Annotated in this window: 23 protein-coding genes; 11 read left to right on the plus strand and 12 right to left on the minus strand. The window is 71.4% G+C overall.

Annotation, left to right across the window (positions count from 1 at the left end; all coding sequences use genetic code 11):
• Positions 1 to 35: 35 nt before the first annotated feature.
• Positions 36 to 659, plus strand: coding sequence for a bifunctional 4-hydroxy-2-oxoglutarate aldolase/2-dehydro-3-deoxy-phosphogluconate aldolase (gene eda / locus ACWCP8_RS16590; RefSeq protein WP_352266927.1), 624 nt, complete (start codon positions 36 to 38; stop codon positions 657 to 659).
• A 152-nt stretch (positions 660 to 811) separates the two neighbouring features.
• Here the strand turns inward: eda and ACWCP8_RS16595 are convergent, their stop codons facing one another.
• The 4 genes from ACWCP8_RS16595 to ACWCP8_RS16610 all read right to left on the minus strand — a co-directional run bounded on the left by ACWCP8_RS16595 (position 812) and on the right by ACWCP8_RS16610 (position 4811).
• Entirely contained in the window at positions 812 to 2035 is a 1224-nt protein-coding gene (locus ACWCP8_RS16595) for a bifunctional RNase H/acid phosphatase (RefSeq protein WP_352266928.1), read from the minus strand.
• Positions 2035 to 2778 carry a zinc ribbon domain-containing protein gene (locus ACWCP8_RS16600; protein WP_352267015.1) on the minus strand — a complete coding sequence of 248 codons (744 nt, stop codon included), beginning with the start codon at positions 2776 to 2778 and terminating at the stop codon, positions 2035 to 2037. The genes ACWCP8_RS16595 and ACWCP8_RS16600 overlap by 1 nt, the downstream gene beginning before the upstream one ends.
• Positions 2775 to 3620, minus strand: coding sequence for a Nif3-like dinuclear metal center hexameric protein (locus ACWCP8_RS16605; RefSeq protein WP_030970515.1), 846 nt, complete (start codon positions 3618 to 3620; stop codon positions 2775 to 2777). The genes ACWCP8_RS16600 and ACWCP8_RS16605 overlap by 4 nt, the downstream gene beginning before the upstream one ends.
• 153 nt (positions 3621 to 3773) lie before the next feature.
• The gene (locus ACWCP8_RS16610; RefSeq protein WP_352266929.1) at positions 3774 to 4811 is read right to left on the minus strand and encodes an ABC transporter substrate-binding protein; all 1038 of its coding nucleotides are present in this window, start codon (positions 4809 to 4811) and stop codon (positions 3774 to 3776) included.
• Positions 4812 to 5021: 210 nt separating this feature from the next.
• Between ACWCP8_RS16610 and ACWCP8_RS16615 the strand changes: the two genes are divergently transcribed.
• Positions 5022 to 6404 (plus strand): hypothetical protein, encoded by a 1383-nt coding sequence (locus tag ACWCP8_RS16615; RefSeq protein WP_451116536.1) that lies wholly within the window; start codon positions 5022 to 5024, stop codon positions 6402 to 6404.
• A 386-nt stretch (positions 6405 to 6790) separates the two neighbouring features.
• Here the strand turns inward: ACWCP8_RS16615 and ACWCP8_RS16620 are convergent, their stop codons facing one another.
• From ACWCP8_RS16620 to ACWCP8_RS16630, 3 genes are read right to left on the minus strand one after another with little or no spacing between them, the layout of a single operon-like run.
• A complete protein-coding gene (locus tag ACWCP8_RS16620; protein ID WP_451116538.1) occupies positions 6791 to 7738 on the minus strand; it encodes a 3-oxoacyl-ACP reductase in 948 nt (315 codons plus the stop codon).
• 43 nt (positions 7739 to 7781) lie between these two features.
• Positions 7782 to 8858 carry a Zn-dependent alcohol dehydrogenase gene (locus ACWCP8_RS16625; protein ID WP_352266932.1) on the minus strand — a complete coding sequence of 359 codons (1077 nt, stop codon included), beginning with the start codon at positions 8856 to 8858 and terminating at the stop codon, positions 7782 to 7784.
• A 46-nt stretch (positions 8859 to 8904) separates the two neighbouring features.
• On the minus strand, positions 8905 to 9759 hold the full coding sequence (locus tag ACWCP8_RS16630; RefSeq protein ID WP_451116540.1) for a MaoC/PaaZ C-terminal domain-containing protein: 855 nt from the start codon (positions 9757 to 9759) through the stop codon (positions 8905 to 8907).
• A gap of 283 nt (positions 9760 to 10042) precedes the next feature.
• Between ACWCP8_RS16630 and ACWCP8_RS16635 the strand changes: the two genes are divergently transcribed.
• From ACWCP8_RS16635 to ACWCP8_RS16650, 4 genes are read left to right on the plus strand one after another with little or no spacing between them, the layout of a single operon-like run.
• Positions 10043 to 10978, plus strand: coding sequence for an ABC transporter ATP-binding protein (locus tag ACWCP8_RS16635; RefSeq protein WP_451116542.1), 936 nt, complete (start codon positions 10043 to 10045; stop codon positions 10976 to 10978).
• Positions 10978 to 11703 carry an ABC transporter permease gene (locus tag ACWCP8_RS16640; protein WP_352266935.1) on the plus strand — a complete coding sequence of 242 codons (726 nt, stop codon included), beginning with the start codon at positions 10978 to 10980 and terminating at the stop codon, positions 11701 to 11703. The genes ACWCP8_RS16635 and ACWCP8_RS16640 overlap by 1 nt, the downstream gene beginning before the upstream one ends.
• An 11-nt stretch (positions 11704 to 11714) precedes the next feature.
• Positions 11715 to 12935, plus strand: a complete 1221-nt coding sequence (locus ACWCP8_RS16645) for a sensor histidine kinase (RefSeq protein WP_352266936.1) — start codon at positions 11715 to 11717, stop codon at positions 12933 to 12935.
• A gap of 5 nt (positions 12936 to 12940) precedes the next feature.
• Positions 12941 to 13573 (plus strand): response regulator transcription factor, encoded by a 633-nt coding sequence (locus tag ACWCP8_RS16650; protein WP_352267017.1) that lies wholly within the window; start codon positions 12941 to 12943, stop codon positions 13571 to 13573.
• A gap of 39 nt (positions 13574 to 13612) precedes the next feature.
• On the opposite strand, the gene ACWCP8_RS16655 is transcribed toward ACWCP8_RS16650, so the two are convergent.
• The 3 genes from ACWCP8_RS16655 to ACWCP8_RS16665 form a co-directional block, all read right to left on the minus strand.
• On the minus strand, positions 13613 to 15148 hold the full coding sequence (locus tag ACWCP8_RS16655; RefSeq protein WP_451116545.1) for an MFS transporter: 1536 nt from the start codon (positions 15146 to 15148) through the stop codon (positions 13613 to 13615).
• 55 nt (positions 15149 to 15203) lie between these two features.
• Positions 15204 to 16400: a lipid-transfer protein gene (locus tag ACWCP8_RS16660; RefSeq protein WP_352266938.1), complete on the minus strand. Its 1197-nt coding sequence runs from the start codon at positions 16398 to 16400 to the stop codon at positions 15204 to 15206.
• Positions 16401 to 16611: 211 nt separating this feature from the next.
• Entirely contained in the window at positions 16612 to 18789 is a 2178-nt protein-coding gene (locus ACWCP8_RS16665; RefSeq protein WP_451116547.1) for an acyl-CoA dehydrogenase, read from the minus strand.
• A gap of 250 nt (positions 18790 to 19039) precedes the next feature.
• Here ACWCP8_RS16665 and ACWCP8_RS16670 point away from each other — a divergent pair, with 250 nt between their 5' ends.
• From ACWCP8_RS16670 to ACWCP8_RS16690, 5 genes are all read left to right on the plus strand, one after another.
• Positions 19040 to 20848 carry an MFS transporter gene (locus ACWCP8_RS16670; protein WP_352266940.1) on the plus strand — a complete coding sequence of 603 codons (1809 nt, stop codon included), beginning with the start codon at positions 19040 to 19042 and terminating at the stop codon, positions 20846 to 20848.
• A 134-nt stretch (positions 20849 to 20982) separates the two neighbouring features.
• The gene (locus ACWCP8_RS16675; protein ID WP_451116629.1) at positions 20983 to 21570 is read left to right on the plus strand and encodes a class I SAM-dependent methyltransferase; all 588 of its coding nucleotides are present in this window, start codon (positions 20983 to 20985) and stop codon (positions 21568 to 21570) included.
• A 22-nt stretch (positions 21571 to 21592) separates the two neighbouring features.
• The gene (locus tag ACWCP8_RS16680) at positions 21593 to 22534 is read left to right on the plus strand and encodes an N-acetylmuramoyl-L-alanine amidase (RefSeq protein ID WP_451116549.1); all 942 of its coding nucleotides are present in this window, start codon (positions 21593 to 21595) and stop codon (positions 22532 to 22534) included.
• A 197-nt stretch (positions 22535 to 22731) separates the two neighbouring features.
• On the plus strand, positions 22732 to 23571 hold the full coding sequence (locus ACWCP8_RS16685) for a hypothetical protein (RefSeq protein ID WP_352266943.1): 840 nt from the start codon (positions 22732 to 22734) through the stop codon (positions 23569 to 23571).
• Between the two features lie 113 nt (positions 23572 to 23684).
• The gene (locus tag ACWCP8_RS16690; RefSeq protein ID WP_352266944.1) at positions 23685 to 24698 is read left to right on the plus strand and encodes an LLM class F420-dependent oxidoreductase; all 1014 of its coding nucleotides are present in this window, start codon (positions 23685 to 23687) and stop codon (positions 24696 to 24698) included.
• Positions 24699 to 24707: 9 nt separating this feature from the next.
• Here the strand turns inward: ACWCP8_RS16690 and ACWCP8_RS16695 are convergent, their stop codons facing one another.
• Positions 24708 to 25484: a maleylpyruvate isomerase family mycothiol-dependent enzyme gene (locus ACWCP8_RS16695; protein ID WP_382830095.1), complete on the minus strand. Its 777-nt coding sequence runs from the start codon at positions 25482 to 25484 to the stop codon at positions 24708 to 24710.
• Between the two features lie 39 nt (positions 25485 to 25523).
• The gene (locus ACWCP8_RS16700) at positions 25524 to 26075 is read right to left on the minus strand and encodes a hypothetical protein (RefSeq protein ID WP_352266947.1); all 552 of its coding nucleotides are present in this window, start codon (positions 26073 to 26075) and stop codon (positions 25524 to 25526) included.
• Positions 26076 to 26140 lie beyond the last annotated feature (65 nt).

Raw genomic sequence — 26140 nt, forward strand, 5'->3', positions numbered from 1 at the left:
TGCGTACGGTGCGGTGGGCGCGGCAAGATGAGGCCATGACCTCCTCCTCCGTGCTGGACCTTGCCCCCGTTGTCCCCGTTGTCGTCCTGGAGGACGCCGCTGACGCGGTGCCGCTCGCCCGGGCCCTCGTCGCGGGCGGGCTCCCGGCCATCGAGGTGACGCTGAGGACGGCTGCCGCACTGGATGCGATCGAGGCGATCGCGGCGGAGGTGCCGGGTGCGGTGGTGGGGGCGGGCACGGTGATCTCCGCGCGGAACGTCTCCGACACGGTGGCGGCCGGGGCGCGGTTCCTGGTCAGCCCGGGCTGGACGGATCCGTTGCTGGACGCGATGAAGGCGTCGGAGGTGCCGTTCCTGCCGGGGGTCTCGACGACATCCGAGGTCGTGGCGCTGCTGGAGCGCGGGGTCAGCGAGATGAAGTTCTTCCCGGCGGAGGCGGCGGGCGGTACGGCGTACCTCAAGGCGCTGTCCGCACCGCTCCCCCAGGCCCGGTTCTGCCCGACGGGCGGCATCTCGCTCGCGTCGGCGCCGTCGTACCTGGCGCTGCCGAACGTCGGCTGCGTGGGCGGCAGTTGGATGGTGCCGGGAGATGCGGTGGCGGCGAAGGACTGGGCGCGGGTGGAGAGGTTGGCGAGCGAGGCTGCGGCGCTTCGCGGCTGATCTCCCCCTGCCCGGGCCTTCCCCGGACCCCGCTGGGTGCCGACCGGGGTGCGGGGGTACCCCCGCACCCCGGGGAGCGGCAGCTGCACGCCGCCGGGGAGTCGCTCCGCTGCCCCCGGAGCGCCCCACACCCCCGCAGGAGCTTCCGCTCCCTACCGCAGGTGCGACGTGTCGTTCAGCAGTCTCAGCGACGCGTTGCCGTCCGCGTAGTACGCCACTGCCGACAGCGACGCCGCCGAGAGTTCCATGCGGAACAGGGACTCCGGTGGTGCACCCAGGGCCAGTCGGGCCAGGGTCTTGATCGGGGTCACGTGGGTGACCAGGAGCACCGTGCGGCCGGCGTGGCGGGTGGTCAGGCGGTCCCGGGTGGCCGAGACCCGGCGGGCCACCTCGGCGAAGCTCTCTCCGCCGCCCGTGGGGGGCGTTCGCGTGGAGGCGAGCCAGGCGTCCAGGTCGGGGCCGTACCGTTCACGGACCTCGGCGAACGTCAGGCCCTCCCAGGCCCCGAAGTCCGTCTCGCGCAGGCCGTCCTCGATCTGGACGGGCAGGCCCAGGCGGGCGCCCACCGTCGCCGCTGTTTCGCGGCAGCGGCGCAGCGGGGAGCTGATGATCTCCTGGATCGTGCCACGGGCGGCGAGGGACTCCGCCACCCGTTCGGCCTGGTGGCGGCCGGCCGCCGAGAGTTCTGGGTCGCTGCCGCCGCTGCCCGAGAACCGCTTCTCGGGCGTAAGGGCTGTCTCGCCGTGCCGGAGCAGGACGAATGTGGCCGGCGCTCCGAGGTCGGCGGCGCCCCAGCCGACCTGCGGGGTGGCCGCGGTTTCACGGCTGGTCGACATCGCCGCCCGTGCCTTCGCGGCGCCCGCCGCCGCGTCCCCGGGCGGACCGGAGACCGCGGGCAGGCCGAGGGCGGCCGTCGATGCCGACGGCTCCCACTGCTTGCCCCTCTTGCCCGCGTCCATCGCCTCGTTGGCGAGACGGTCCGCGTGCTTGTTCTTCTCGCGCGGGATCCACTCGTACGTGACCGCGGACGCCGGAAGGATCCGCGCCGCCTCCGCCGCCAGCGGCTTCATGTCGGGGTGCTTGATCTTCCAGCGGCCCGACATCTGTTCCACGACCAGCTTGGAGTCCATCCGGACGCGCACCTGCAGTGCGCCTTCCGCCGACGCGTCCGGCACCAGTGCCTTCGCGGCCTTCAGGCCCGCAATGAGGCCCTTGTACTCGGCCACGTTGTTCGTCGCGACACCGATGTACTCGGCGGCTTCGGCGAGCGTCTCCCCCGTCACCGGGTCGATCACGACCGCGCCGTAACCGGCGGGCCCCGGGTTGCCCCGGGACCCTCCGTCGGCCTCGACGACGAACTGGCGGGGCTGCGTCATTACAGGCCCGACTCCGCCGTACGGACCAGAATGCGGTGGCAGTTCTCGCAGCGCAGCACGGTGTCCGGGGACGCCGCCTTCACGTCGTTGACCTCGGTGATGTTCAGCTCCAGCCGGCAGCCCTCGCAGCGTCGCTGGTAGAGGCGGGCGGCGCCGACCCCGCCCGACTGGGCGCGGAGCCGGTCGTACAGCTTGAGCAGGTCCGCCGGTACGGAGCCGGCGACGAGCTCGCGCTCCTTCGTGACGGTCGCGGTCTCGTCGTCCAGAGCCTGCGTCGCGGCGTCCCGGCGGGCCGTCGCGTCGTCGGCCTTGGCCTGGACGGCCGAGACCCGTGCAGTGAGCTCGGTGACGCGCTCCTGCGCGGACTCGCGGCGCTCCATGACTTCGAGGACGACGTCCTCGAGGTCGCCCTGGCGCTTGGCCAGCGAGGTGATCTCGCGCTGGAGGCTTTCCAGGTCCTTCGGCGAGGTGATCGCGCCGGAGTCCAGTCGCTGCTGGTCGCGGACGGCGCGCTGGCGCACCAGGTCCACGTCCTGCTCCGCCTTGGTCTGCTCGCGGGCGGTGTCGCTCTCCTCGGTCTGCGACGCGACCAGCAGGTCACGCAGTTGTGCGAGGTCGGCCGTGAGCGACTCGATCTCGGCGTGCTCGGGGAGCGACTTGCGCTTGTGCGCAAGCTGCGACAGCCGTACGTCGAGGGCCTGGACGTCGAGAAGTCGGATCTGGTCGGCGGGCGCGGCGTTCAGTTGGGGGCTCCAGAAGAGTGGTGGGTGGTCCAGGGGTCGGTGACCTGCTTCGAGACATGGACCCGCAGGCCCCATCCGTGGCGGTCGGAAATCGCGTCGAGCTGCGCGGCGGCCTGTTCGCACCAGGGCCACTCGGTGGCCCAGTGCGCGGCGTCGATCAGGCCGATCGCGGACTGCTGAACGGCCTCGGAGGCCGGGTGATGGCGCAGATCCGCGGTGAGGAAGGCGTCGACGCCCGCGGCGCGCACCGCGTCGAAGAGGCTGTCGCCGGAGCCGCCGCTCACCGCGACGGTACGGACGACGGCGTCCGGGTCGCCGGCCATGCGGATGCCCTGTGCGGTGGCGGGCAGCCGGGCGGCGGCGCGGGCGGCGAGGTCGCGGAGGGTTTCGGGGTGGTCCAGCTCGCAGATCCGGCCGAGGCCGCGATGGCCCTTGGGGTCGGTCGGGTCCGGTACGAGGGGCCCGGTGACGCGCAGGTCCAGGGCGCCGGCGAGGGCGTCGGACACGCCGGGGTCGGCGGTGTCGGCGTTGGTGTGCGCGACATGCAGGGCGATGTCGTGCTTGATGAGGGTGTGCACGACCCGGCCCTTGAAGGTGGTGGCCGCGACTGTCGTCGTACCCCGCAGATAGAGCGGGTGATGGGTGACGATCAGCTGGGCGCCGAGCTTGATCGCCTCGTCGGCGACCTCCTGGACGGGGTCGACGGCGAAGAGCACACGGTCGACCTCGGCGGCCGGGTTGTCGACGTCTCCGCAGACCGTCCCGACCGCGTCCCAACCTTCGGCCCGCTCGGGAGGCCAGAGGGCGTCGAGCGCGGCGAGGACTTCAGACAGACGGGGCACGGAGGAAAGGCTACCTTCCGTCCGTGCCCCGCCGCCCATGACTGCGGTGACCTGTGAGGACTCCACGAACAACCGGCAACAGCCGGTCACGGATCCTCACACGCAGTTGGACCCGGGCCGTCGCTCGATCCGGGCCCCTGCTGATCCGGTCCGCTACTTGACGAGGTCCGCGCGCAGGTCGTCGAGGACCAGGTTCGCCGCCGTGACACCGAGGCCGAGGTACCAGGTCTCGTCCGGGACGTCCTTCGCCCGGCCCTCCTTGACCGCCTTGAGGTTCTTCCACAGCGGGTTGGACCGGGCGGTGTCGCGCTTGGTCGCCTTCGGGTCGCCGTAGACGCCGGTGAAGATCCAGTCGGCGTCCGCCTCGTCGATCTTCTCCGGGCTGATCTCGGCGGCGAGGTCGTTGATCTGCTGGTTCTTGGGCCGCGGCAGGCCCGCGTCCTCAAGGATCGTGCCGATGAACGACGCCTTCGCGTAGAGGCGGATGCGGTCCGGCAGGTAGCGGACCATCGAGATGGTCGGCTTGTCGGGGCCGATGTCCTCGCCGAGCTTCGCGGCCTTCTTCTCGTACGCCTCGAGCTCGCTCTTCGCCTTGGCGGTCTTGTCCAGCGCCGCGGCGTTGAGGAGGTAGTTCTCCTTCCAGGTGAAGCCCGGACGGATGGAGAACACGGTCGGCGCGATCTTGGAGAGCTGGTCGTACTTGTCGGCGGCGCGCAGCTGGCTGCCGAGGATCAGGTCCGGCTTCAGGCCCGCGATCGCCTCGAGGTTGAGGTTGTTGATCGTGCCGACGTTCTTCGGGTTGCCCGCGTCCTTCTTCAGGTACGAGGGGATGGCCGCGTCACCCTCGGAGGGGGCGTAGCCGACCGGCTTCACACCCAGCGAGACGACGTTGTCGAACTCGCCGACGTCCAGCACGACGACGCGCTTCGGCGCGGACTTGAGCTCGGTCGTGCCCATGGCGTGCGTGAGGGTCCGGGGGAACTGGCCCGCCTTGGCGTCCGTCCCGTACGCGGCCGTCTTCTTGGCCGCGTCGGCGAAGTCCTTGCCGCCGGTCGCGACGGCTGCCTTCTTGTCGCTGCCGGCCCCGGACTTGGCCGAGTCGTCCGATGCCCCGCTGCCGCAGGCGGAGAGGGAGAGAGCGGCGGCCACTGCCAGGCCGACGGCGGCGGTGCTGCGGCGTCGTATGGACATCACGTACTCACTTGCTCCAGTTGAGGGAATCAGACTCACAAGAAACGCTTAGGGATGCCTAACCTTAGCTGTGGGCTTTGCAGGGAGCACAACCGCCCCCTCTCCTCAGGTGAATCCGGGCATCACCATCCTTATGTGTGAAATGGCGGGTCTCGTGTTGTTCGGCAGGAAGTGCGAAAACTAGCGTCGGTGACCGGAGGTGACGATTCCATGACTGTCCGTGCCATCGAGGGTGACACCGCCGGGGCCGCCGCGACGGTGGGCCCCGTGTCGGGAGAAGCGGGAAAAGCGGGAGAAGCGGAAGGGCCCGGGGGCCGGGAGGAGCCGGAGGAACCCGAGAGGCCGGAGACAGCACGGGGGCCGGAGGGAGCCTGGGGGCCGTACGAACCGGCGGAGTCCCACGGGGTCGTTGAGCCGCCCGTGCCTGATGAGTCCGGTGCGCCGGTTGGTGACGTCAGGGCCGCCCCACGTGCGGTCGCGTTCACCATTGCCGCCGACGGTTCGTACGCCGCACGGCTCACACTCTCCGGAGCGGCGGACGCCGCGGCCTGGTTCCCCGAGCGCTGGACGCTCGACGGGCATGAGCCGTACGCCGTGCCGCTTCCGCTCGACCAGCCGGAGGAGCCCGACTCCGATGTGCTGCCGCTCGCCGACGGCCGCGTACTGATCCGCCGCCAGGTGGCGGACCGTCACACCTTCTCGCTGCTCTATCCGACCGGACCCGGCACCGGCGAACTGCCGCTCGGCGCCCTCGAGTGCGCGGACGGCGCGCACCTGACTCTGCTGCCCTCCTCGCCGGACGGTGCGAGTGCGTACGCCCTTTCGATCGGGGAACATTCCACCGCCGTCTGGCTGGTGGCGGGCGGGGCGTTCGGACCGGTTCGTGTCGCGGATGTGCCGGGGCGGTGCTCCGGCGGGGTCTGGCTGGACCGGGCGGGGCGGCTGCTGGCTCTGGACCGGGAGCCCGTGGGCGGCGGTCCGGTGAAGGCGGTCGCCGTGGACCTGGGACGGGGCGGCGAGGTGACGCCGCTGCTGCAGATCGCGCCGGACAGCGACGACCGGCTGCTGCTCGCCGATGCGGACAGCGGGCTGCTGCTGATCCGCTCCGACGCGCCGGGCCACGACCGGCTCGGATGGGGAGTGCTCGGCAGCTGTCTGCCGGTGCGTTTCCCGGAGTGCCTGCGTCCGGCGGACGTGGCGGTGACGCCGTTCGCCGTGCAGCCGGGGCAGATGCTGATGCCGGAGAACTGTGCGGTGGCGCTCCGCATCGACGGGTCGGCCGGCAGCTGGGTCGGGGTGTGGCGGCCGACAGGGCGCCGGCTGCATCAACTCCCCGCCCCCGAAGGGTGGCTGGCCGGCTCCGGGCTGTGGACCAGGGACGGTGTGCTCAAGCTGCCGTACGCGAACGGGGACGTGCCGTGCGGGGTGGCCCTGGTGGAGGCACCGGCGGACGAGGAACGCGGCGTCGGGCAGACATGGGCGACGGTGACGGAAAGCGGTATGCAACCTTCCGCGGCCGGCGCGCCTCCTGCAGTGTGCAAGCCGGTTCCACTGGGGCAGGCGCCTCTCGTGGGGCGTACGGCTCCTGGTTAAGATTCCGGGCCTGGGAGCTACGCAGCCAATCGGCGCGGTTGCCGACGGTGACCGCGTCGGGTGGTCGTGGCGCGATGGTCCCGGTGACACACACGTAAGCGATCACAACGGGGTGACTTCCCACATGTCTGAAGCCCGAACCGACACGACCCAGACGCGCCCGCCGGGGGCGGACGCCGAACGGGCCGAAGCCGGCGGCTCCGGAAAGCACCGAGGGGATGTGTCGATGGACAGCACGGACGCGCAGCCGCACGGTCGCCACCGGCGCCCCTCCGAGGGGGGCCGCAGGGCGGCCTGACCGCATCGAAATCGACGAGGGAAGGAAGGGCCTCCGCAGCACCATCATGTGCTGCGGAGGCCCTTCCTTGTGCGCTGCCCCCGGAGCGTCAGTCCCGCTTGAGGCCCAGCACCTCCGCCGCCGCGAACGTCTCGTTCGCCGGGCGGTACTCGTAGTACGGGGAGATCAGCTCGTCCAGTTCGTCGAACGAGAAGGCCTCCTTGGACGAGTCGAACTTCGCCGCCACCCTGGGGCGTTCCACGATCGCGACCATCCCGCCGTGCACCACGAGCAGTTGCCCGTTGACCTTGGCGGCCGCCGGCGATGCCAGATAGCCGACCAGGGGGGAGACATGCTCGGGGGCCAGCGTGTCGAGCCGGCCGTCCGTCGGTTCCTCGAAGCCCGCGAAGACGTCCTCCGTCATGCGGGTGCGGGCCCGTGGACAGATCGCGTTGGCCGTGACGCCGTATTTGGCGAGGGCCAGAGCGGTGGAGGTGGTGAGGCCGACGATGCCGCCCTTGGCCGCCGCGTAGTTCGGCTGGCCGGCCGAGCCCGCGAGGAACGCCTCGGACGAGGTGTTGACGATCCGGCCGTAGACCGGGGAGCCGGACTCCTTGGATCGGGCACGCCAGTGGGACGCGGCGAAGTGGGTGGTGTTGAAGTGGCCCTTGAGGTGGACCCGGATGACGGAGTCCCACTCGTCCTCGGTCATCGAGAAGACCATTCGGTCGCGCAGGATCCCCGCGTTGTTGACCAGGATGTCGAGCTTGCCGTACGCACTGACGGCCAGTTCGACCAGGGCGCGGGCCTGCTCGTGGTCGGAGACGTCGCCGAGGTGGGCGACCGCACGGCCGCCGGTCGCGCGGACCTCCTCGGCGACCTCCTCGGCGGGTGTCGCGGACGCCTCGCCGGAGCCGTCGCGGCCCGGCTGCCCGTAGTCGTTGACGACGACGGCCGCACCGAGCCGGGCCAGTTCCAGCGCTTCGGCGCGCCCGAGACCGCGGCCCGCGCCGGTGACGATCGCGGACAGCCCGTCCAGGGGAAGGGATTGTGACATCGGAACCTCGGAGTCCTCTCGGAGCACGGCGGCTGACAGCCAGTCAGAGTTCGATGCAGGTACGGAGCGCCTCACCGGTCCTCATCTGGTCGAGTGCGTCATTGATCTCGGCGAGCTGCACCCGGTGGGTGATCATCGATTCGAGGTCGATCCGGCCCGCCCGCCAGAGCGCGATGGCCCGTTCGTACGACCGGAGCACGTCCCCTCCGCCGTACATGGAGGGCAGGATCCGCTTCTCGTCGAAGAACAGCTCGAACATGTTGACCTGGAAGTTGTCGTCCATCGCGCCCGCGCCGACGATGCAGAGCGTGCCGCCGCGCCGGGTGTTCTCGTACGCAGTGCGGGCCGTGACCGACTTGCCGACGACCTCGAAGACGTAGTCGAAGCCCTCACCGGCGGTGATCCGCTGCTTGGCGTCGGCGAGTCCGTCCGGTGCGACCGCCTCGGTGGCGCCGAACCGCAGAGCCGCCTCGCGCCGGGACGCGACCGGGTCGACGGCGACGATCTGGGCGGCGCCCTGCACCCTGGCGCCCTGGATGGTGGAGATGCCGACGCCGCCGCAGCCGATCACGGCGACCGACGAACCGGCCTCCACCTGTGCGGTGTTGATCGCTGCGCCGAGCCCGGTGGTGACGCCGCAACCGATCAGCGCGGCGATCTCGAAGGGCACGTCGTCGGGGATCGGCACCGCGCAGCCCGCGTCGACGACGACCTCCTCGGTGAAGGTGCCGGTCCCGGCGAAGCCGAACACATCGCCGCCGGGGCGCTTGAAGTTGGGCGTACCCGCGTTCATGAAGCCGGCCAGACAGAGCTGCGTCTGGCCGCGCCTGCAGGCGGGACATGTCCCGCAGGCGGGCAGCCAGCAGACCAGCACCCGGTCCCCCGTGCTCAGCCCGGTCACACCGTCGCCGATGTCGATGACCTCGCCGGCACCTTCGTGGCCGGGGATGAAGGGGGCGGGCTGCGGCAGCACGCCGCTCATCGCCGAGACGTCGGAGTGGCACAGTCCGGTGGCCCGGACGCGGAGCTTGACCTTGCCGGGGCCGAAGCCCACCGCCTCGACGTCATCGAGGACTTCCAGTTTGTCCTGACCTATCTCGTGCAGTACGGCTGCGCGCATGGTGCGGCTCCCCTCACGTCGTGGCGTGTGTCGGTCCTTCGGTGATTCAGGAGTGTTCGACGAGCGTGTCGGTCAGGACCGGCGCCTCGTCCCGCTCGACGGCGGTCACGGCGACCCGGACGTGGCCGTCCCCGGTCCACATCCGGATGCGGAGGGTCTCGCCGGGGAAGGCCACCCCGGCGAATCGGGTGCGGTACGAGCGGATGCGGGCCACTTCACCGCCGAGCAGCGTGTCGGCCACGGCCTTGAGCGTCATGCCGTAGGTGCACAGCCCGTGCAGGATGGGGCGGTCGAAGCCGGCCTTCCGGGCGAACTCGGGGTCGGCGTGCAGCGGGTTCCGGTCCCCGGAGAGCCGGTAGAGCAGCGCCTGGTCCTCGCGAACCGGCCGTTCGACCGTGTGGTTCGGGGCGACGGCTATGTCGGCGTGTCGCCCGGACGGCCCGCGTTCGCCGCCGAAGCCTCCCTCACCGCGGACGAAGATCTCGGCGTCGTTGGTCCACAGGGGGCCCTCGTCGTCGGCGGCCTCGGTGCGCAGGACGAGGACGGCCGCCTTGCCCTTGTCGTACACCGCCGCGACCTTCGACGTCTGGACGGCCCTGCCCTCGGCCGGGATCGGCCGGTGCACCCGTACGGTCTGGCCGCCGTGGAGCACGGCCGCCAGGTCGACGTCGATCCCGGGCGAGGACAGTCCGCCGACGACGCCCGTACCCGCTCCCGCGACGGTGGCGAAGCTGGGCAGGACATGGAGCCGGGATTCGAGTGTGTAGCGCAGTTCGGCGGGGTCGGTGGCGGGGGCGCCCGCACCGAGTCCCAGGTGGTAGAGCTGGACGTCCTTGTGGTCCCAGGAGATCTCGGCGGTCCGGGGTTCGGCGGCGACCGCCTTTGCGGCATCAATGGGCATGGGGAAGCTGCTCCTTGATGGTGGGAGGACCTCGGCACGGCCGTCCGCACCGTCGGCCGCACCGAGGTCGTGCGGGGCCGGCCGCAGCGCCCCTTCTAGAACGCGTTCTAGCCGGTTGGCCCTATGTATAACGCAGCTACCGGTAGTTGTGAAGACTGCTGACATCTCGTCAGATACGGTGCCGGGCAACGCGTGACGACGGGCCGGCGATGACATTTGTCACCCCGGAGTCCGTACATGCGCATCTGCCGGAACAGCCACCCGGCTCCGTAGCGTCGGGGTCATGGAAAAGACAACGGGGAGCGGGCCCGCGGTGATCTTCACCGGGGCAGTCAAGACCTTCGGCCGGGCGGAGCAGACCGTACGCGCCGTCGACGGGATCGACCTGACCGTCGAACGCGGCGAGACCGTCGCCCTGCTCGGCCGCAACGGTGCGGGCAAGTCCACCACCATCAGCCTTCTGCTCGGACTCGACGAACCGGACTCCGGCGGTGTGCGGCTGCTCGGCCGGACCCCCGAGCAGGCCGTACGGGCGGGCCGGGTCGGCGCCATGCTCCAGGACGGGCGGCCCATCCCCCGGGTGACGGTCCGCGAGCTGATCACCTTCGTCGCCTCCACGTACCCGAGCCCGATGCCGGTCGCCGAGTCGCTGGCCCTGGCGGGTGTCACCGCGTACGCGGGCCGGCGGGTCGACAAACTCTCCGGCGGGCAGATCCAGCGCGTCCGGTTCGCCGTCGCGCTGGCCGGCAATCCGGAGCTGATCGTCCTGGACGAGCCGACCGCCGCGCTGGACGTCGAGGCCCGGCGTGCGTTCTGGGACTCCATGCGGGCCTACGCCCGGCGCGGCAACACGGTCCTCTTCTCCACGCACTATCTGGAGGAGGCCGACGAGAACGCCGACCGGATCGTCGTCATCGACCACGGCCGGATCGTCGCCGACGGCAGCGGCGAGCGGCTCAAGGAGTCGGTCGGCGGCAACCATGTCTCGTTCGACCTGGCGGGCGGCGGGACGGAGGGCCTGGAGCTGCTGCCCGGCGTCGTCGCCGTCGAGGTCCGCGGGGACCGGGCGCTGCTGCGTACGGACGACTCGGACGCCACGGTGATCGAGCTGGCCCGCATCGGCCGGGTCCGCAACCTCCAGGTCTCCCGGGCCACCCTCGAGGACGCGTTCCTCGCCCTGACCGCCCCTGCCACCCTCTCGGAGAAGGAGACCGTCTGATGCTGCCCTACATCGTGCTGGAGATCCGCCGTACCCTGCGCGACGGCGCCTTCATGATCTTCGGGATCGGGATGCCGGTGCTGATGTACCTGCTCTTCACCAACCTCGGTGGCGGCGGCGACGGCGCGGCCGAGTGGAAGGTCGCCTCCATGGTCGGCATGGCCGCGTACGGGGCACTGGGCGCCGCCATGTCGATCGGCACGGGGGTCGCGTCCGACAAGTCCCTCGGCTGGCTCCAGCAGCTGCGGATCACTCCGCTCGACCCGTCCCGGGTGGTCGCGGGCCGCGCGATCAGCGGTTCGGTGACCGTGCTGCCGACCATCCTGGTGGTGCTGCTGGCCGGAGCGGTGGTCAACGGCGTACGGCTGGAGGTCTGGCAGTGGACCGCCCTGACGCTGCTGCTGTGGATCGGCGCGCTGCCGTTCACCCTGCTCGGCATCGGCAACGGCTACCGGCTCACCCCGCAGGCCACCGGGGTGGTCAACGTGGCCGCCCTGATGGGCTTCGCGATCGTCGGCGGGCTGTGGTTCCCGCTGTCCGAGTTCCCGTCGTGGGTACGCAGCATCGGCGCGTACACCCCCGCGCACCGGTTCGCCGACCTGGGCTGGGCGACCACGCAGGGCCACGCGCCGTCCGCGGGGACGATCACCGTGCTCGCCGGATGGCTTCTGCTGTTCGGTGCGTACGCGGTCGTCTCGTACCGTCGGTCCGCGAGGACGGCGTGACAGGAGCGAGCATGTCCCGGAACGGATCAGGATCGTGGCGGGAACGGCGCCGGCGGCGCCGCGAGGAGGGGCGCCCCGGGCCGCCCGGCCCGTACGCCCTGCTGCCCTGGCTGCTGATGGGTCTCGGCGCCTTCTCCAACCTCTTCCAGGGGAAGACCCCGAACCCCTGGATCGGCGGTATCGGGCTGTTCGTCTTCAACTCCCTCTACATCTCCGTGGTGTTCCGGGGGTTCCACAAGAAGTCGCGCGAGAGCCCCGTGACGTACGTGACGCTCGCCGTGATGGCCGTGGTCACATTCGGGCTGGCGATCGGCTACGGCGGCAGCTGGCTGCTGTTCTTCCCGCTGCTCTCACTGGCCTGCGGCACCGTCCTGCGCCGCCGGCAGCTGGTGGTCGGCCTGCTCGGACTCGCGGTCGTCGCCGTACTCGTCACCGTCCGGCGCGGGGACAACGTCTCGGACCCGTGGACCATCGGATACGGCACCTTCATCTCGGGTGCGGTGACCGCCGCGATCCTCACCCTGTCGGAGACCGTGATGGAACTGCGGGCCACCCGGCAGGAACTGGCCCGGACCGCCGTGGAGAAGGAACGGCTCCGGTTCTCCCGCGATCTGCACGACCTGCTGGGGCACACGCTCTCCGTGATCGTCGTCAAGTCGGAGGCCGCGCGCCGGCTGGCCCCGCGCGACATGGACGCGGCGCTGCTCCAGGTCGCCGACATCGAGTCCGTCGGCCGCCAGGCCCTCACCGAGATCCGGGAGGCCGTCACCGGCTACCGCGAGGGGAGTCTGGCGACCGAACTCGACCGGGCGAGGTCCGCACTGACCGCCGCCGGGATCGCACCGGTGGTCCGCCGATCGGGACCGCCGCTCGCCCCGCAGGCGGAAGCGCTGCTGGGCTGGGTGGTGCGGGAGGCGGTGACCAACGTCGTACGCCACAGCGATGCGACCACCTGCTCGTTCAAGGTCGACGGCACGGCCGAGCGGGTCCGGCTGACCATCACCGACGACGGCCGCGGGCAGGCCGCCGAGCCGCCCGCTCCGGGCATCGGCGGCACCGGTCTGAAGGGCCTCACCGAACGCCTCGCGGCGGCCGGCGGCTCGCTCACGGCGGGTCCCGGTCCGGATGGCGGCTTCGGGGTCACGGCGGAACTGCCGGTGGACGCGACGGACGCCGCGGACGGGATGGATACCGCCGACGGCTCGGTCCCACCCCATACGCTGGGCCGGTGAACGAGATGCCCCGGAATCACCGGCCGACCAAGGCCGTACGTGTACTGCTCGCCGAGGATCAGGGCATGATGCGCGGCGCGCTCGCCCTGCTGCTGGGTCTGGAACCGGACATCGAGGTGGTGGCCCAGGTGGCCGCCGGGGACAAGATCGTGGACGCCGCGCTGCTGTCCCGTCCCGATGTGGCACTCCTCGACATCGAACTCCCTGGCCGCAGCGGACTGGACGCCGCCGCCGATCTGCGCGAGGAGGTGCCGGACTGCCGGGTGCTGATCCTCACCACCTTCGGCCGGCCCGGCTATCTGCGCCGCGCGATGGAGGCCGGGGCCGCAGGCTTTCTGGTCAAGGACGGTCCGGTCGAGGAGCTCGCGGCGGCGATCCGCCGGGTGCTGACCGGCGAGACCGTCATCGACCCCGCCCTCGCCGCCGCGGCCCTGAGCGCGGGGCCCAGCCCGCTCACCGCGCGGGAACGGGACGCGCTGAACGCCTCGGTGGACGGGGCGACCATCGCAGACATCGCGGCCAAGCTGCATCTGTCGGAGTCGACGGTGCGCAACTATCTGTCGTCCGCGATCGGGAAGACGGGGACCCGTAATCGCATGGAGGCGGTGCGGGCGGCGCGGCAGCAGGGGTGGTTGTAGGCAGTCGGCTCCGGGGACCGGCCGCCTGCTGCCTCGTCCTCAGTCGCCGGACGACCTCGACATGCCCGACGCGCTTGATGTGCCGGACGGGCTCGACGTGCCCGACGTACCCGACGGGCTCGGGGTACCCGACGGGCTCGGGGTACCGGAGCGCGGCGAGCGGTGACGCGGTAGCCACAATGTCATCAGCAGCAGCCCGCCGAGCAGCACCGAGCCCGCCGTGCGGAACGCCAGCGCGAAACCGGCGGTGAGGTCCTCCGCCCCGGTTCCGCCCCCGGTGCGCGCCGCCGCGACGGTGGAGAGCACGGCGAGTCCCAGCGCACCGCCCATCGTCCGCGAGGTGTTGACCAGTCCGGAGACCAGCCCGGCATCCCCGGGCGCCGCGCCCGAGGTGGCGAGGGAGGCGAGCGGGGTGGACGCGAATCCCGCACCGGCCATCATCAGGATGCCGGGCCCGCAGATCGACGTGAGGTACGAGCCGTCGGCGCCCATCGTGGACTGCCATCCGAAGCCAGCGGCGGTGACCGCCAGACCGATCAGGACAAGATTCTTCGCACCGACCCGTGCCATCATCCGCGGCGCGAACGTCGAGCCGAGGACGACCGCCAACGAGGTGGGCAACAGCGCGAATCCGGCCTGCATCGGCGTATAGCCCAGCACCGACTGTGCGTACACGGTCATGAAGTACCACATCGAGAAGGTCGCGGACCCCATCACGATCATCGCCACGTTCGCCGCCGCCACCGCCCGCGTGCCCAGCACCCGCAGCGGCATCAGCGGCGCCGCCGTCCGGGCCTCCACCAGGACGAAGAGCGCGAGCAGCGCGAGTCCGCCGAGCAGCGGCACCAGGGTGGCCGGTGCGGCCCAGCCCTCCTGCTCGGTCTGCACGATGCCGTAGGCGACGGCGGCCAGGCCCGCCGTGACGAGCACGGCGCCCAGCAGGTCGATACGGTGCCGCTCGCGCGCCCGGCTCTCGGCGAGCCAGGCGGCGGCGCCGATCAGGACGAGCACGCCGAACGGCACGTTGATCAGCAGGACCCAGCGCCAGTTGAGGACGTCGGTGAGCACCCCGCCGACCATCCCGCCGGCCGCGCCGCCGCCCGCGCCGACGGCCATCCAGGTGCCGATCGCCCTGGTCCTGGCGTGGCCTTCGGGGACGGCGGCGGTGAGAATGGTGAGGGTCGCGGGGGACAGTACGGCGGCGCCGAGACCCTGCGCCGCGCGGGCGGCCAACAGCTGCCAGCCCTCCTGCGCAAATCCGCCGGCCAGCGAGGCGGCGGTGAACAGGCCGAGTCCGACCAGGAACATCCGCTTGCGGCCGTACAGGTCGGCGGCCCGCCCGCCGAGAAGCATGAAACCGGCGAACGCGATCGCGTAGGCGTTGAGCACCCACTGCAGCTGCGCGGCGCTCAGCCCCAGGTCGGACCGCATGGACGGCAGCGCCACATTGACGACCGACACATCGAGGACGACGAGGAACTGGCCGACGCAGGCGGCGAGCACCACCGCCCAAGTGCGGGGTGTTCGCCGGTTCTGCACATGCGCGGGGGTCGTGACGTCTGCCATGGGCGTCATACTCGCAGGCGCTCTGCGCCCCGTACATCGGTATATGGTCGGGCCCCGCCTCCGACTAGCGACGGAGCAGCGTGACCACCGCCGCGCCGCCGAGCCCGATGTTGTGGGCGAGTCCGACCCGGGCATCGGGCACCTGCCGGGGGCCCGCCTCGCCGCGCAGCTGCCAGGTGAGTTCGGCGGCCTGGGCGATGCCGGTGGCGCCGAGCGGGTGGCCCTTGGAGATCAGCCCGCCGGACGGGTTGACGACCCAGCGGCCGCCGTAGGTGGTGGCCCCGGACTCGACGAGCTTGCCGGATTCGCCCTCGCCGCACAGGCCGAGCGCCTCGTAGGTCAGGAGTTCGTTGATGGAGAAGCAGTCGTGCAGCTCGATGACGTCGAGGTCCGCGGCCGAGAGCCCCGAGGCGTCGTACACCTGCTGGGCGGCGGCCCGGGACATGGGCCGGCCGACGGCGTCGATGCAGGTGCCGGAGGCGAACGACTCACCGGTGTCGGTCGTCATGGCCTGGGCAACGATCTCGACGGCCCGGTCGCCCAGCCCGTGGCTCTCGACGAACCGTTCCGATACGACGACGGCGGCGGCCGCCCCGTCGGAGGTGGGCGAGCACTGGAGCTTGGTCAGCGGGCGGTGGATGGTCCGGGCGGCGAGGATCTCGTCGACCGTGTACGCGTCCTGGAACTGGGCGTACGGATTGTTCACCGAGTGCCGGTGGTTCTTGGCGCCGACCGCTGCGAGCTGCGCCTCGGTCGTCCCGTACCGCTCCATGTGTTCGCGGGCCGCGTTGCCGAAGATCTGGGCGGTGGGCGGGGACATCTCGAAGCCGTGGGCGGCGGCCATGATCCCGTAGTGCCGGGCGACGGGCGACGTCCGGAAGTCGGCGGCGCCGCCGTCGGATCCGCCATCGCCCAGTGCCCCGCGCGCCATCTTCTCGAATCCGAGCGCGAGCACGCAGTCGCTGATGCCGCCCTCGACGAACTGGCGGGCCATCATCAGCGCGGTGGAGCCGGTCGCACAGTTGTTGTTGACGTTGTAGACGGGTACGCCGGTCAGTCCGAGTTCGTACGCGGCGCGCTGGCCGGCCGTGGAGGCCTGGAAGCAGTAGCCGACGGGGACCTGCTGCACCTGCTCGTAGCGGATCCCGGCGTCGGCGAGCGCCGCGCTCCCGGCTTCCTTCGCCATGTCCCAGTACTGCCGGTCGCGCGTCTCGGGCTTCTCGAACTTCGTCATCCCGACACCGACGATGTACGCCTTCATGGTCTTCCTCCCGGGCCGCTGCCACGCTCCAACTTATCTGACGATGCGTCAGATAATGACAGCGGGGACCGGTCGGCGGAAGGCTGCGTGACCGGTGAGCGCCTGGCCGGGAGCCAAGGTCGACCTCGGCGACCGACCCGTTGGTGATCCACATCTTCCGCCGCCGATGATCCGGTCGCCGCCGTCCCGGCGGACCGGGCCGGGCCGGGCGTCACGGATCCCGGGGCAGGCCGAGGATGCGCTCGGCGACGACATTGAGCTGGACCTGGGTGGTGCCGCCCGCGATGGTCAGACAGCGGGACATCAGAAATCCGTGCAGGGCCCGCGCCCCGGCGCCCTCGCCGGTCGCACCGTCCGGTCCCAGAAGTTCCAGGGCGAGCTCGGCGACCTTCTGCTGGTGGGCGGTCTGCACGAGTTTGCGTATGGATGCCCCCGCGCCCGGCTCCAGGCCGGAGACCTGTTGCATGGTGGTCCGCAGCCCGATGCAGGCGAGCGCGTGCGCCTCGGCGGCGAGTGCACCGATCCGTGCCCGGTACGTGCCGTCGAGTGCGCCGGAGCAGGCGATCAGCGCTTCCAGGCCGGTATCGAAGGTCATCTGGTCGGCCATGTGGACGCGTTCGTTGCCGAGGGTGTTGCGGGCGACCCGCCAGCCTTCGTCGATGCCGCCGACGACGGCATCGGCGGGCAGCAGGACGTCGTCGAAGTACACCTCGTTGAAGAGGGAGTCGCCGGTGATCTCCTTCAGCGGGCGGATGTCGATGCCTGCGGTGTTCTTCATGTCGACGAGGAAGTAGCCGATCCCCTGGTGCTTGGGGGCGTCCGGGTCGGTCCTGGCGAGCAGGATGCCGTGGTCGGCCCATTGGGCTGCGCTCGTCCACACCTTCCGGCCGTTGATCCGCCAGCCGTCGGCGGTCCGCTCGGCCTTCGTGCGGAGCGAAGCGAGGTCGGAGCCGGCCCCGGGCTCGGAGAACAGCTGGCACCACAGGAGTTCGCCGCGCAGGGTGGGCAGGAGATAGCGGTCCTGCTGCTCCGGTGTCCCGTGAGCGAGGAGCGACGGCACCACCCAGGTCGCGATTCCGAGGCCGCTCACTGTCACGCCCTGTTCCTTCAGCTCCTGTTGCACGGCCAGCTGTTGCACCGGTCCGGCGTCCAGGCCGTACGGGGCGGGCAGGTGCGGGGCGGCGTAGCCGGTCGGCGCGAGGGCGCGGCGGGCCTCCTCCGGGCCGAGGCCCCGGGCGGCGGCGATGGTCTCGCGCGCCTCGGCGCGGTGGCGGGCAGCCTCGGCGGGGAGTTCCAGGGAGAGCTCGCGGCGCGCCCCGCCTTCGGCCAGCCGGGCGGCCCGCAGCCGGTGGGCGTCCCCGGCCCCGAGCAGCTGGCGCGCCACCAGAGCCCGGCGCAGGTGGAGGTGGGCGTCGTGCTCCCAGGTGAAGCCGATACCGCCGAGGATCTGGATGCAGTCCTTGGCACAGCTGTAGGCGGCGTCGAGCGCGGTGCCCGCGGCGAGGGCGGCGACCAGTGCGCGTGTCTCCGGGGCTTCGTCCGCCGCGCGGGCGGCGTCCCACACGAGCGCGCGGGCCTGCTCGACCCGTACGAGCATGTCGGCGCAGAGGTGTTTGATGCCTTGGAACTGCCCGATGGGGCGGCCGAACTGTTCACGGACCTTGGCGTACGCGACGGCGGTGTCCAGCGCCCAGGCAGCGGTGCCGCATGCCTCGGCGGCGAACAGGAGAGCGGCGAGGTCGCGGACGGTCCCGGAGTCGATGCGCACGGCACGGGCCGTGGGGACGAGTACGCCGCCGGCGCGGACCGCGGCGGTGCGGCGGGTCGGGTCGGCGCCGCGGTGCGGGCGTACGGTCAGCCCATCGGCGGCGGAGTCGACGGCGAACCAGCGGGTGCCGCCGGCCGATACGGCGGGGAGGATGAGCAGGTCGGCGTCCGCGCCGCAGAGCACGGGCGGGGCGGCGCCGTCGAGGAGATGGCCACCCTCGCACTCCACGGCGGTGAGGGTGCCGGGGCCGAGGGCGACGGCGCCGATGCGGGTGCCGGCCGCAAGGGCGGGTGCAAGATCACTCGCGCCCGCCCCGCCGAGCACCGCCGAGGCGAGTGCGGTCGCCAGGTAGGGGCCGGGGAGCGCGGCCCGCCCCGTCTCCTCCAGGACCACGGCGAGGTCGAGGAGTGCGCCGCCCCCTCCCCCGTACTCCTCGGGCAGATGGAGGGCGAGCAGACCCTGTTCCGCGAGGCCGTCCCAGTAACCGGGGCGCACGCCGGGCGCAGAAGGGGCGCTCGCGTCGAGGAGCTTGCGGATCTCCTCCGGCGGCACGACACGCGCCAGCCACCCCCGTACGGACTGCGCCAGCTCCCTCTGTTCTTGGGTGATTGCGATGCCCATGTGCGGATCCTCGCCGGTCGCGGCCACTGGAACGGCGCAAGAGTAGAACACGTTCCAATCTGATGGAAGGTCAGACAACCGTACGCTTCCCGCCGGGTACGGCGTCGCGTCCCATTCGCCCGGCGTTCACAGGAATACGGCGGACATCCGGAAGTGTTCAACCTGCACGCACTTGGCGGTCACTGCTGCCCGCCGCCGGACCGCACTCCACCTCCACCCCCTTTTCTTCCGCTGCCCGGAGGCCGCACGTATGCCACAAGCGACGCACGATCAGCACGCCGGGGAGCAGCCGCTCCCCGATCCGCGGACCCACCGTGCGGGTGGCGGTGTCGTCCCCGTTCTCGCCTTCGCGGGTATCACCGTCGCGGTCATGCAGACCCTGCTCGTCCCCGTCATCAAGGACCTGCCCGCCCTTCTCCACACCGATCCGTCCAACGCCACCTGGGTGCTGACCGCGACCCTGCTCGCGGGCGCCGTCGCCACACCGATCATGGGCCGGCTCGGCGATCTATACGGCAAGCGGAAGATGCTGCTCACCAGCCTCGCCGTCATGGTGATCGGCTCGCTGATCTGCGCCTTCACCGATCAACTCGTGGTCATGATCGCCGGGCGCGCGCTCCAGGGCTTCGCCATGGGCGCCATCCCCCTGGGCATCGGCATCATGCGCGACGAGCTGCCGCGCGAGAAGCTCGGCTCGGCGATGGCGCTGATGAGCTCCTCGATCGGGGTGGGCGGCGGGCTCGCGCTGCCCGCCGCCGCGCTGGTCGCCCAGCACGCCGACTGGCACACGCTGTTCTTCGGCGCGGCCGGCCTCGGGGTGCTGTCGATGGCGCTGACCGTCCTCGCCGTACCGGAGACCTCGCTGCGCGCGCCCGGCCGGTTCGATCTGCCCGGCGCGCTCGGGCTCTCGCTCGGCCTGGTCTGCCTGCTGCTGCCGATCACCAAGGGCAGCGACTGGGGCTGGACCTCGGCCACCACCCTCGGACTGATCGCCGCGTCCCTGCTGATCCTGGTGCTGTGGGGGCTCTTCGAGCTGCGCAGCCCGGCGCCGCTGGTCGACCTGCGGACCTCGGCCCGGCGCGAGGTACTGCTCACCAACCTCACCTCGGTGATGGTCGGCGTCGCGTTCTACGCGGTCTCGCTCGTCCTGCCGCAGCTGCTCCAGCTGCCGGTGTCGACCGGTTACGGCCTCGGGCAGTCGATGGTCGTGGCGGGGCTGTGCGTGGCGCCGCTGGGTCTGACCATGATGTTCGTCGCCCCGCTGTACGCACGGCTGTCGGCCCGCCGCGGCCCCAAGGTGTCACTGATGCTCGGCATGCTGGTCATCGCGATCGGTTACGGGGCAGGGCTCGGCCTGATGAGTGCCGCCTGGCAGACCGTGGTGATCGCGGTGGTGCTCGGGGCCGGTATCGGGCTCGCGTACTCCTCGCTGCCCGCACTGATCATCGGGGCCGTCGATCCGTCGGAGACCGGCGCGGCCAACGGCCTGAACACCCTGATGCGGTCGATCGGTACGTCGGTGTCGAGCGCCGTGATCGGCATGGTGCTGGCCAACACCTCGGTGCGTATGGGTCCGGTACAGGTGCCTTCGATGGAGGGATTCCGGACCTCGTTCATGATCGCGACGGGTGCGGTGCTGATCGGTCTGGTACTGGCCGCGTTCCTGCCGTCGCAACGCGACGCGCTGCGGCCGGTGCTGCTGGCCAGCAGCACGGACGCGACGGCGTCCGACCGGGAGGCCTCGCGCCCCGTCGCCGGATCGGACGGCTTCCGGGGCAGGGTGCTGGATGCGGACGGTACGCCGGTGGCCCACGCCAACGTCACGCTGATCGACCGGATGGGGCGGCAGGCAGGGCTCACCGTGACGGACGAAGCCGGCCGGTACACCCTGGCCGCCCCTTCCAACGGCAATTTCGTCCTGGCCGGTTCCGCCACCGGATACGCGCCGCGCGCCTGCCCGGCGACGTACCCGGCGAACGGCCTGCCGGCCGAGGTCGACCTCGTACTGACGGCCGGCGCACCGGAACGTCGCACCGCGGTGCGCAGTGAGCGGTGCTGACCCCCGCCGAGACCGCCGACCAGGCCATACGGCACCATGGGGCGCCGTTCGATCCCCGTACCGCCAGGAGGAACCCCGTGGCCGCCGAGCCCAAGCCCGAGATTCTCGCCGCCTTTCAGGCCGCCAAGGGGTTCATGCCGGTGGTCGAGGGGCTCGCCCTCCACACGGCCGCCACCGACGCCTCCACGCTCGGTCTGCCGCTGCTGGAGGTCGGGACGTACTGCGGGCGGTCCACGATCCTGCTCGCCGATGCCGCCCGGGCAGCCGGTGTGACGGCGCTCACCGTCGACCATCACCGTGGCAGCGAGGAGCAGCAGCCCGGCTGGGAGTACCACGACCCGACCGTCGTGGACCCGGAGGTCGGCCGGATGGACACACTGCCGACGTTCCGCCGCACCCTGCACGCGGCCGGGCTCGAAGACCATGTCGTGGCACTCGTCGGCCGGTCCCCGCAGGTCGCGGCCGTCTGGGGCGGGAATCTCGGCTTCGTCTTCATCGACGGCGGGCACACCGACGAGCATGCGAACGGCGACTACGAGGGCTGGGCGCCGCATCTCGCCGAGGGCGGGCTCCTCGTGATCCACGACGTGTTCCCCGATCCCGCGCACGGCGGCCAGGCCCCGTACCGGGTGTATCTGCGAGCGCTGGAGTCCGGGGCGTTCACCGAGGTGTCGGTCACGGACTCGCTACGCGTCCTGCGCCGCACGGGAACGGGGATCTGAGCCGCCCCGGTAGCATCGCCGGGTGCCGTACGACGACAGCGTTTCCCCCACCCCGCACCGCAGGCCCCTGTTCGTCGCCGCCGCGCTCGCAGCCGTGTGCCTGAGTGCCGCGGGCTGCGGCGCGGGCGGTGACAGCGCCGGGACGCAGGCCCGGCCCCGGCAGGGCAGCAGCGCCACCTCCGCCGCGCCGCCGTCGGTCTCCCCGTCGAAGAGCGCTCCGGCGCCGGGAAAGGCGTCCGCATCGCCGCCGTCCGCGTCGCCCTCGAAGCCCACGGGCGGCCGGGCGTCGGGACCGCTGTCCGGGAAGACCGTCGTCATCGATCCCGGGCACAACCCGAACAACCGTCTGCACACCCGCGAGATCAGCCGCCAGGTGGACATCGGCACCACACACAAGGAGTGCGACACCACCGGAACGTCCACCAACTCCGGCTACGCGGAAGCCCAGTTCACGCTGGATGTGTCGCACCGGCTGCGCGCACTGCTCCGGGCTCAGGGCGCGAAGGTGATCCTGACGTACGACAACGACCGCCCGTACGGGCCGTGCGTCGACGAGCGGGCCCGGATCGGCAACAACGCCGAGGCCGATGCGGTCGTCTCGGTGCACGCGGACGGTTCCGCGGTCGGCAACCGGGGGTTCCATGTGATTCTTCCCGCACTCGTGCGCGGCGGAGCCGCTGACACCTCGAAGATCGTGGATCCGTCGCACGATCTCGGCACCCGTATCGCGGGGCTCTTCGTCCGCGCCACCGGAAGTGCGCCTTCCAATTACGTCGGCGGCAATACGGGGTTGGACACCCGCAGTGATCTGGGTGGGCTGAATTTGTCGACCGTTCCCAAGGTGTTCATCGAGTGCGGCAATATGCGTGATCCCAAGGACGCCGCTCTGCTCACCAGCGCGGGTTGGCGCCAGAAGGCCGCACAAGGCATTGCGGACGGCATCAGCTCCTACTTCAACGGGTAAAGCAAGGGAGCTGTGCGGTAGTTGTGCGGTGGTATTCCGGGGATGACCGCCCAACGTCCGGGCCGGGACGCAACCCGTCCGGGCAGACGATAGATTCATCCGTACGGTGGGGAGCCGCCTCCGAGCTTCGCGCCGTGCCCGCCGTACCGGCGGCAGCGACGACCGCCCCGACGAGACGACCGACTAAGGACCTTCACGTGAATATCCGCTCCCTCACTCGAGGCGATGGCGTGGTGATCGGCGCAGCGGTGGTGCTGTTCATCGCCTCTTTCCTCGACCTCGCCGGCTTCGATTGCCCTGCGGGCCTCAACTGCTCCAGTTACGAGACCCCGAATGCCTGGGACGCCCTCGGGGTCCTCATGAGCGTCTTCCTGGCCGGAATCATCGGTGCGGCGCTGGTGGTTGTGGGCCGTGCCATGCCGGGCCGCAAGGTTGTCGGCCTCGACCTCGGTCAATTCGGCGCCGCCTTCTGTGTCTTCGCGCTGTGGACGGCCTTCTGGACGATCATCGACGCCAGCAACGCGGGTACCGGCCTGATCCTCGGCCTGCTCGCGGCCCTCGTGCTCGCCGGCGGTGCGGTCGCGACGCCGCTCGTCCCGGCGCTCAAGGCTCCCCTGATGGGCGCCCCGCGTCCGCAGGCCGTGCAGCCGCCGTACGGTGGCCAGCCGCAGCCGGGCCAGGGTTACGGCTACCCCGGCGCCCAGCAGCAGCCGTACGGTGCCCAGCCCGGCCAGCCGCAGCCGTACGGTGCGCAGCCGCAGCCCGGTCAGCCCGATCCCGCCATGGCGCACGCGCCGCAGGCCCAGCAGGCCCCGCAGGGCGGCTCGGCGCCGGCCGGTGACTTCACGCCGTTCTGGTTCGCGGTGCCGGTGGCCCGTCCGCTGTACGGCGAGGACGGTTCGCCGAGCCCGCTCGCCGAACTGGCGCCGGGCACCTGGTACCTCGCGGTGGAGCAGCGCGGTCCGGGCCTCATCGCCCAGACCCAGGACGGCCGTCGTGGTGTGCTTCAGGACACCACGGGCATCCAGCGCGGCTGACCACAGCCCCCTCCTGCCAGCCCCTCGCCCCTTCCGGGCGGGGGGCCGCTGTCGTACCCTCCGTCCGTGCGGATTGATCTGACACACAGTCACACATGGTCGGAGGGACTGTTATGCGGCTCGGACTCGCTCTCGGCTACTGGGGCCGCGGCCCGAACCCCGCCCATCTGGAGCTCGCCCGCGAGGCGGAGCGGCTGGGCTACGGCTCGGTGTGGACGGCGGAGGCCTGGGGCTCCGACGCCTTCACCCCATTGACCTGGATCGCCGCCCACACCTCCCGCATCCGGCTGGGCACCGGCATCGCGCAGATGGCGGCGCGCACCCCCACCGCGACCGCCATGCACGCGCTGACCCTCGACCATCTCTCCGGCGGCCGGATGATGCTCGGGCTCGGGCTCTCCGGGCCGCAGGTGGTGGAGGGCTGGTACGGGCGCCCGTTCCCGAAGAGTCCGCTGACCGCCACCCGCGAGTACGTCGAGGTCATCCGTCAAGTGCTCAGGCGTGAGGCCCCTGTTGAGCTGGCCGGGCGCTTCCACTCTCATCCGTACACCGGTCCGGACGCGACCGGCCTCGGCAAGCCGCTGAAGCCGATCACCCACCCGCTGCGAGCCGGACTGCCCGTGCTGCTGGGCGCGGAGGGGCCGAAGAACATCGCGCAGACGACGCGGATCGCGGACGGCTGGCTGCCGCTGTACTGGTCGCCGCTGCGGACCGATGTGTACGAGGCTTCGCTGGCCGGTCTCCCCGACGGCTTCATGATCGCGCCGATGGCCCGCGCGCACGTCTGTGACGATGTCGCGGAGGGGCTGCTGCCGGTGAAGGCGATGCTCGGCTTCTACATCGGGGGTATGGGGCATGCCGCCCGCAACTTCCATGCCGATCTGATGGCCCGGATGGGCTTCGAGGAGGAGGCGCGGCGGATCCAGCGGCTGTTCCTGGAGGGCCGCAAGGAGGAGGCGGTGCGGGCCGTGCCGGACGCGTTCGCCGACGAGATCTCGCTCGTCGGACCGCGTGAACGCATCGCGGAGCGACTGGAGTTGTGGCGCAAGGGCCCGGTGACCGACCTGCTGGTCACGGCGCCGGACCCCCACACGCTGCGCGTACTGGCAGAACTCAACAACGACTGAGCGCCGGCCTCATGCGAACGTCGCCCGCTCCAGCCAGAAGTCCAGCAGCTCCCGCTCCCCCAGCACCTCGACGCGCCCGCTGTCCACGCCCTGCCGCCGGTTGAACACCAGCATCAGATCGGTCAGCGGCCCGCGCACCGCGACCGTCGCCTTCTCGTGCGCCCGCCGCCAGGTGAAACGGTCGTCGCCGAACTCGATCAGCCACTCCGCCCCGGGCGTGTCCGTGGCATGCAGATGAAGGGACCTTCCGGCCCCCCGGAGCTCCACGGCCTCCCTGTCCCCCTCGGACTGCGCGAAGGAGACGATCTCCAGCCATTCGTCGATCGTGTCGGCCGCCAGCTCGGGCGCCACCTCGTAGTCGGCGTTCACCGTGACGGCCGCATCCGCGCGGTGGACGGCCGTCTCGTGGGCCATGCGCCGCGCCCAGAATCCGGTGCTCCGGTCCCATGCCCAGGCCCAGACCGGCTGCCCGGCACCGGCCTCGCGCAGGGCGGCGACGGTTTTCGCGGCCCCGTCGGCCAGCCACGCGTCGAGCACCGCGGGGTCGTCACCGTCCGGCGTGAACTGCGGCACCCGCTCGTCCGGGACCGCCTCGGTCGCCCGGGTACGGACGATCTCGTCGACCCAGCGGTGGGCGCCGCCGACGTGGACGGCGAGGTCGCGCAGTGTCCACTCGGGGCAGGTCGGAACCTTCGCGTCGAGGTCCGCGCCGTTGATCAGGGCTCTCAGCCCGTCGGTCTGACGGAGGATCTCTTCGCAGTAGTGGTCGTGTGCCAGAAGCGTCATGGCGGCACCCTATTGCTCGTGTGACGCCTCCCCATGCGGTTATCCGCCGAGCTGGGAGGCGGACGGCACCTTGTCCTTCACCTCGGCGCCCGCACTCTTGCCGGCGTCCTTGATGTTGGTGATGACGTCTTCGAAGGCGCCGACGTCCCCCGCGCCCGCCTGGCCGTTGCGGAGCTTGGTGCCGAGTCCCTTGAGCGACTCGATGCCCGCCGTCAGGGGTGCGACCGCCTTCGACAGCAGCGGGTCGCCCTTGGCGTTCTCCGCTGCCGCCTTGAGCCGGTTGTAGGCGAAGCCGCCCGCGAGCCCGGCCTTGACCAGTGCGAATGTCCGTCCGTCCGCGCCCTTCTTGAACTTGCCCGCACGGTACGGCTTGATGATCCACTGGTACGTCGCGCCCGCAGCGAGCCCGGCGTTGGCGACGAACCGCGTCTTGGCGAGCTTCTGCCTCTCCGCCGACGCCGTACCGCTCGGTGACGCGGAGGCGCTCGCGCCGGTGCCGGAGTCGTTGCCGCACGCCGTGGCGCTCACCAGTACGGTGCAGGACAACAGCAGCGCCACGAACAGACGGCGGAGCGGTACGGAACTGGGCACAGCGGGCCTCCCTGACGGGGCACATCAACGGTGAGTTCTACGGCGGGCGCCGCAGTGCGGCACGC

The organism is Streptomyces sp. NPDC002206 (assembly GCF_053593595.1).

Excerpts from the sequence above, each read along its gene's own strand:
- eda (WP_352266927.1), top strand. The coding sequence starts at position 36 with ATGACCTCCTCCTCCGTGCTGGACCTTGCCCCCGTTGTCCCCGTTGTC.
- ACWCP8_RS16595 (WP_352266928.1), bottom strand. The coding sequence starts at position 2,035 with ATGACGCAGCCCCGCCAGTTCGTCGTCGAGGCCGACGGAGGGTCCCGG.
- ACWCP8_RS16610 (WP_352266929.1), bottom strand. The coding sequence starts at position 4,811 with ATGTCCATACGACGCCGCAGCACCGCCGCCGTCGGCCTGGCAGTGGCC.
- ACWCP8_RS16615 (WP_451116536.1), top strand. The coding sequence starts at position 5,022 with ATGACTGTCCGTGCCATCGAGGGTGACACCGCCGGGGCCGCCGCGACG.
- ACWCP8_RS16620 (WP_451116538.1), bottom strand. The coding sequence starts at position 7,738 with ATGTCACAATCCCTTCCCCTGGACGGGCTGTCCGCGATCGTCACCGGC.
- ACWCP8_RS16625 (WP_352266932.1), bottom strand. The coding sequence starts at position 8,858 with ATGCGCGCAGCCGTACTGCACGAGATAGGTCAGGACAAACTGGAAGTC.
- ACWCP8_RS16630 (WP_451116540.1), bottom strand. The coding sequence starts at position 9,759 with ATGCCCATTGATGCCGCAAAGGCGGTCGCCGCCGAACCCCGGACCGCC.
- ACWCP8_RS16635 (WP_451116542.1), top strand. The coding sequence starts at position 10,043 with ATGGAAAAGACAACGGGGAGCGGGCCCGCGGTGATCTTCACCGGGGCA.
- ACWCP8_RS16640 (WP_352266935.1), top strand. The coding sequence starts at position 10,978 with ATGCTGCCCTACATCGTGCTGGAGATCCGCCGTACCCTGCGCGACGGC.
- ACWCP8_RS16645 (WP_352266936.1), top strand. The coding sequence starts at position 11,715 with ATGTCCCGGAACGGATCAGGATCGTGGCGGGAACGGCGCCGGCGGCGC.
- ACWCP8_RS16650 (WP_352267017.1), top strand. The coding sequence starts at position 12,941 with ATGCCCCGGAATCACCGGCCGACCAAGGCCGTACGTGTACTGCTCGCC.
- ACWCP8_RS16655 (WP_451116545.1), bottom strand. The coding sequence starts at position 15,148 with ATGACGCCCATGGCAGACGTCACGACCCCCGCGCATGTGCAGAACCGG.
- ACWCP8_RS16660 (WP_352266938.1), bottom strand. The coding sequence starts at position 16,400 with ATGAAGGCGTACATCGTCGGTGTCGGGATGACGAAGTTCGAGAAGCCC.
- ACWCP8_RS16665 (WP_451116547.1), bottom strand. The coding sequence starts at position 18,789 with ATGGGCATCGCAATCACCCAAGAACAGAGGGAGCTGGCGCAGTCCGTA.
- ACWCP8_RS16670 (WP_352266940.1), top strand. The coding sequence starts at position 19,040 with ATGCCACAAGCGACGCACGATCAGCACGCCGGGGAGCAGCCGCTCCCC.
- ACWCP8_RS16675 (WP_451116629.1), top strand. The coding sequence starts at position 20,983 with ATGCCGGTGGTCGAGGGGCTCGCCCTCCACACGGCCGCCACCGACGCC.
- ACWCP8_RS16690 (WP_352266944.1), top strand. The coding sequence starts at position 23,685 with ATGCGGCTCGGACTCGCTCTCGGCTACTGGGGCCGCGGCCCGAACCCC.
- ACWCP8_RS16695 (WP_382830095.1), bottom strand. The coding sequence starts at position 25,484 with ATGACGCTTCTGGCACACGACCACTACTGCGAAGAGATCCTCCGTCAG.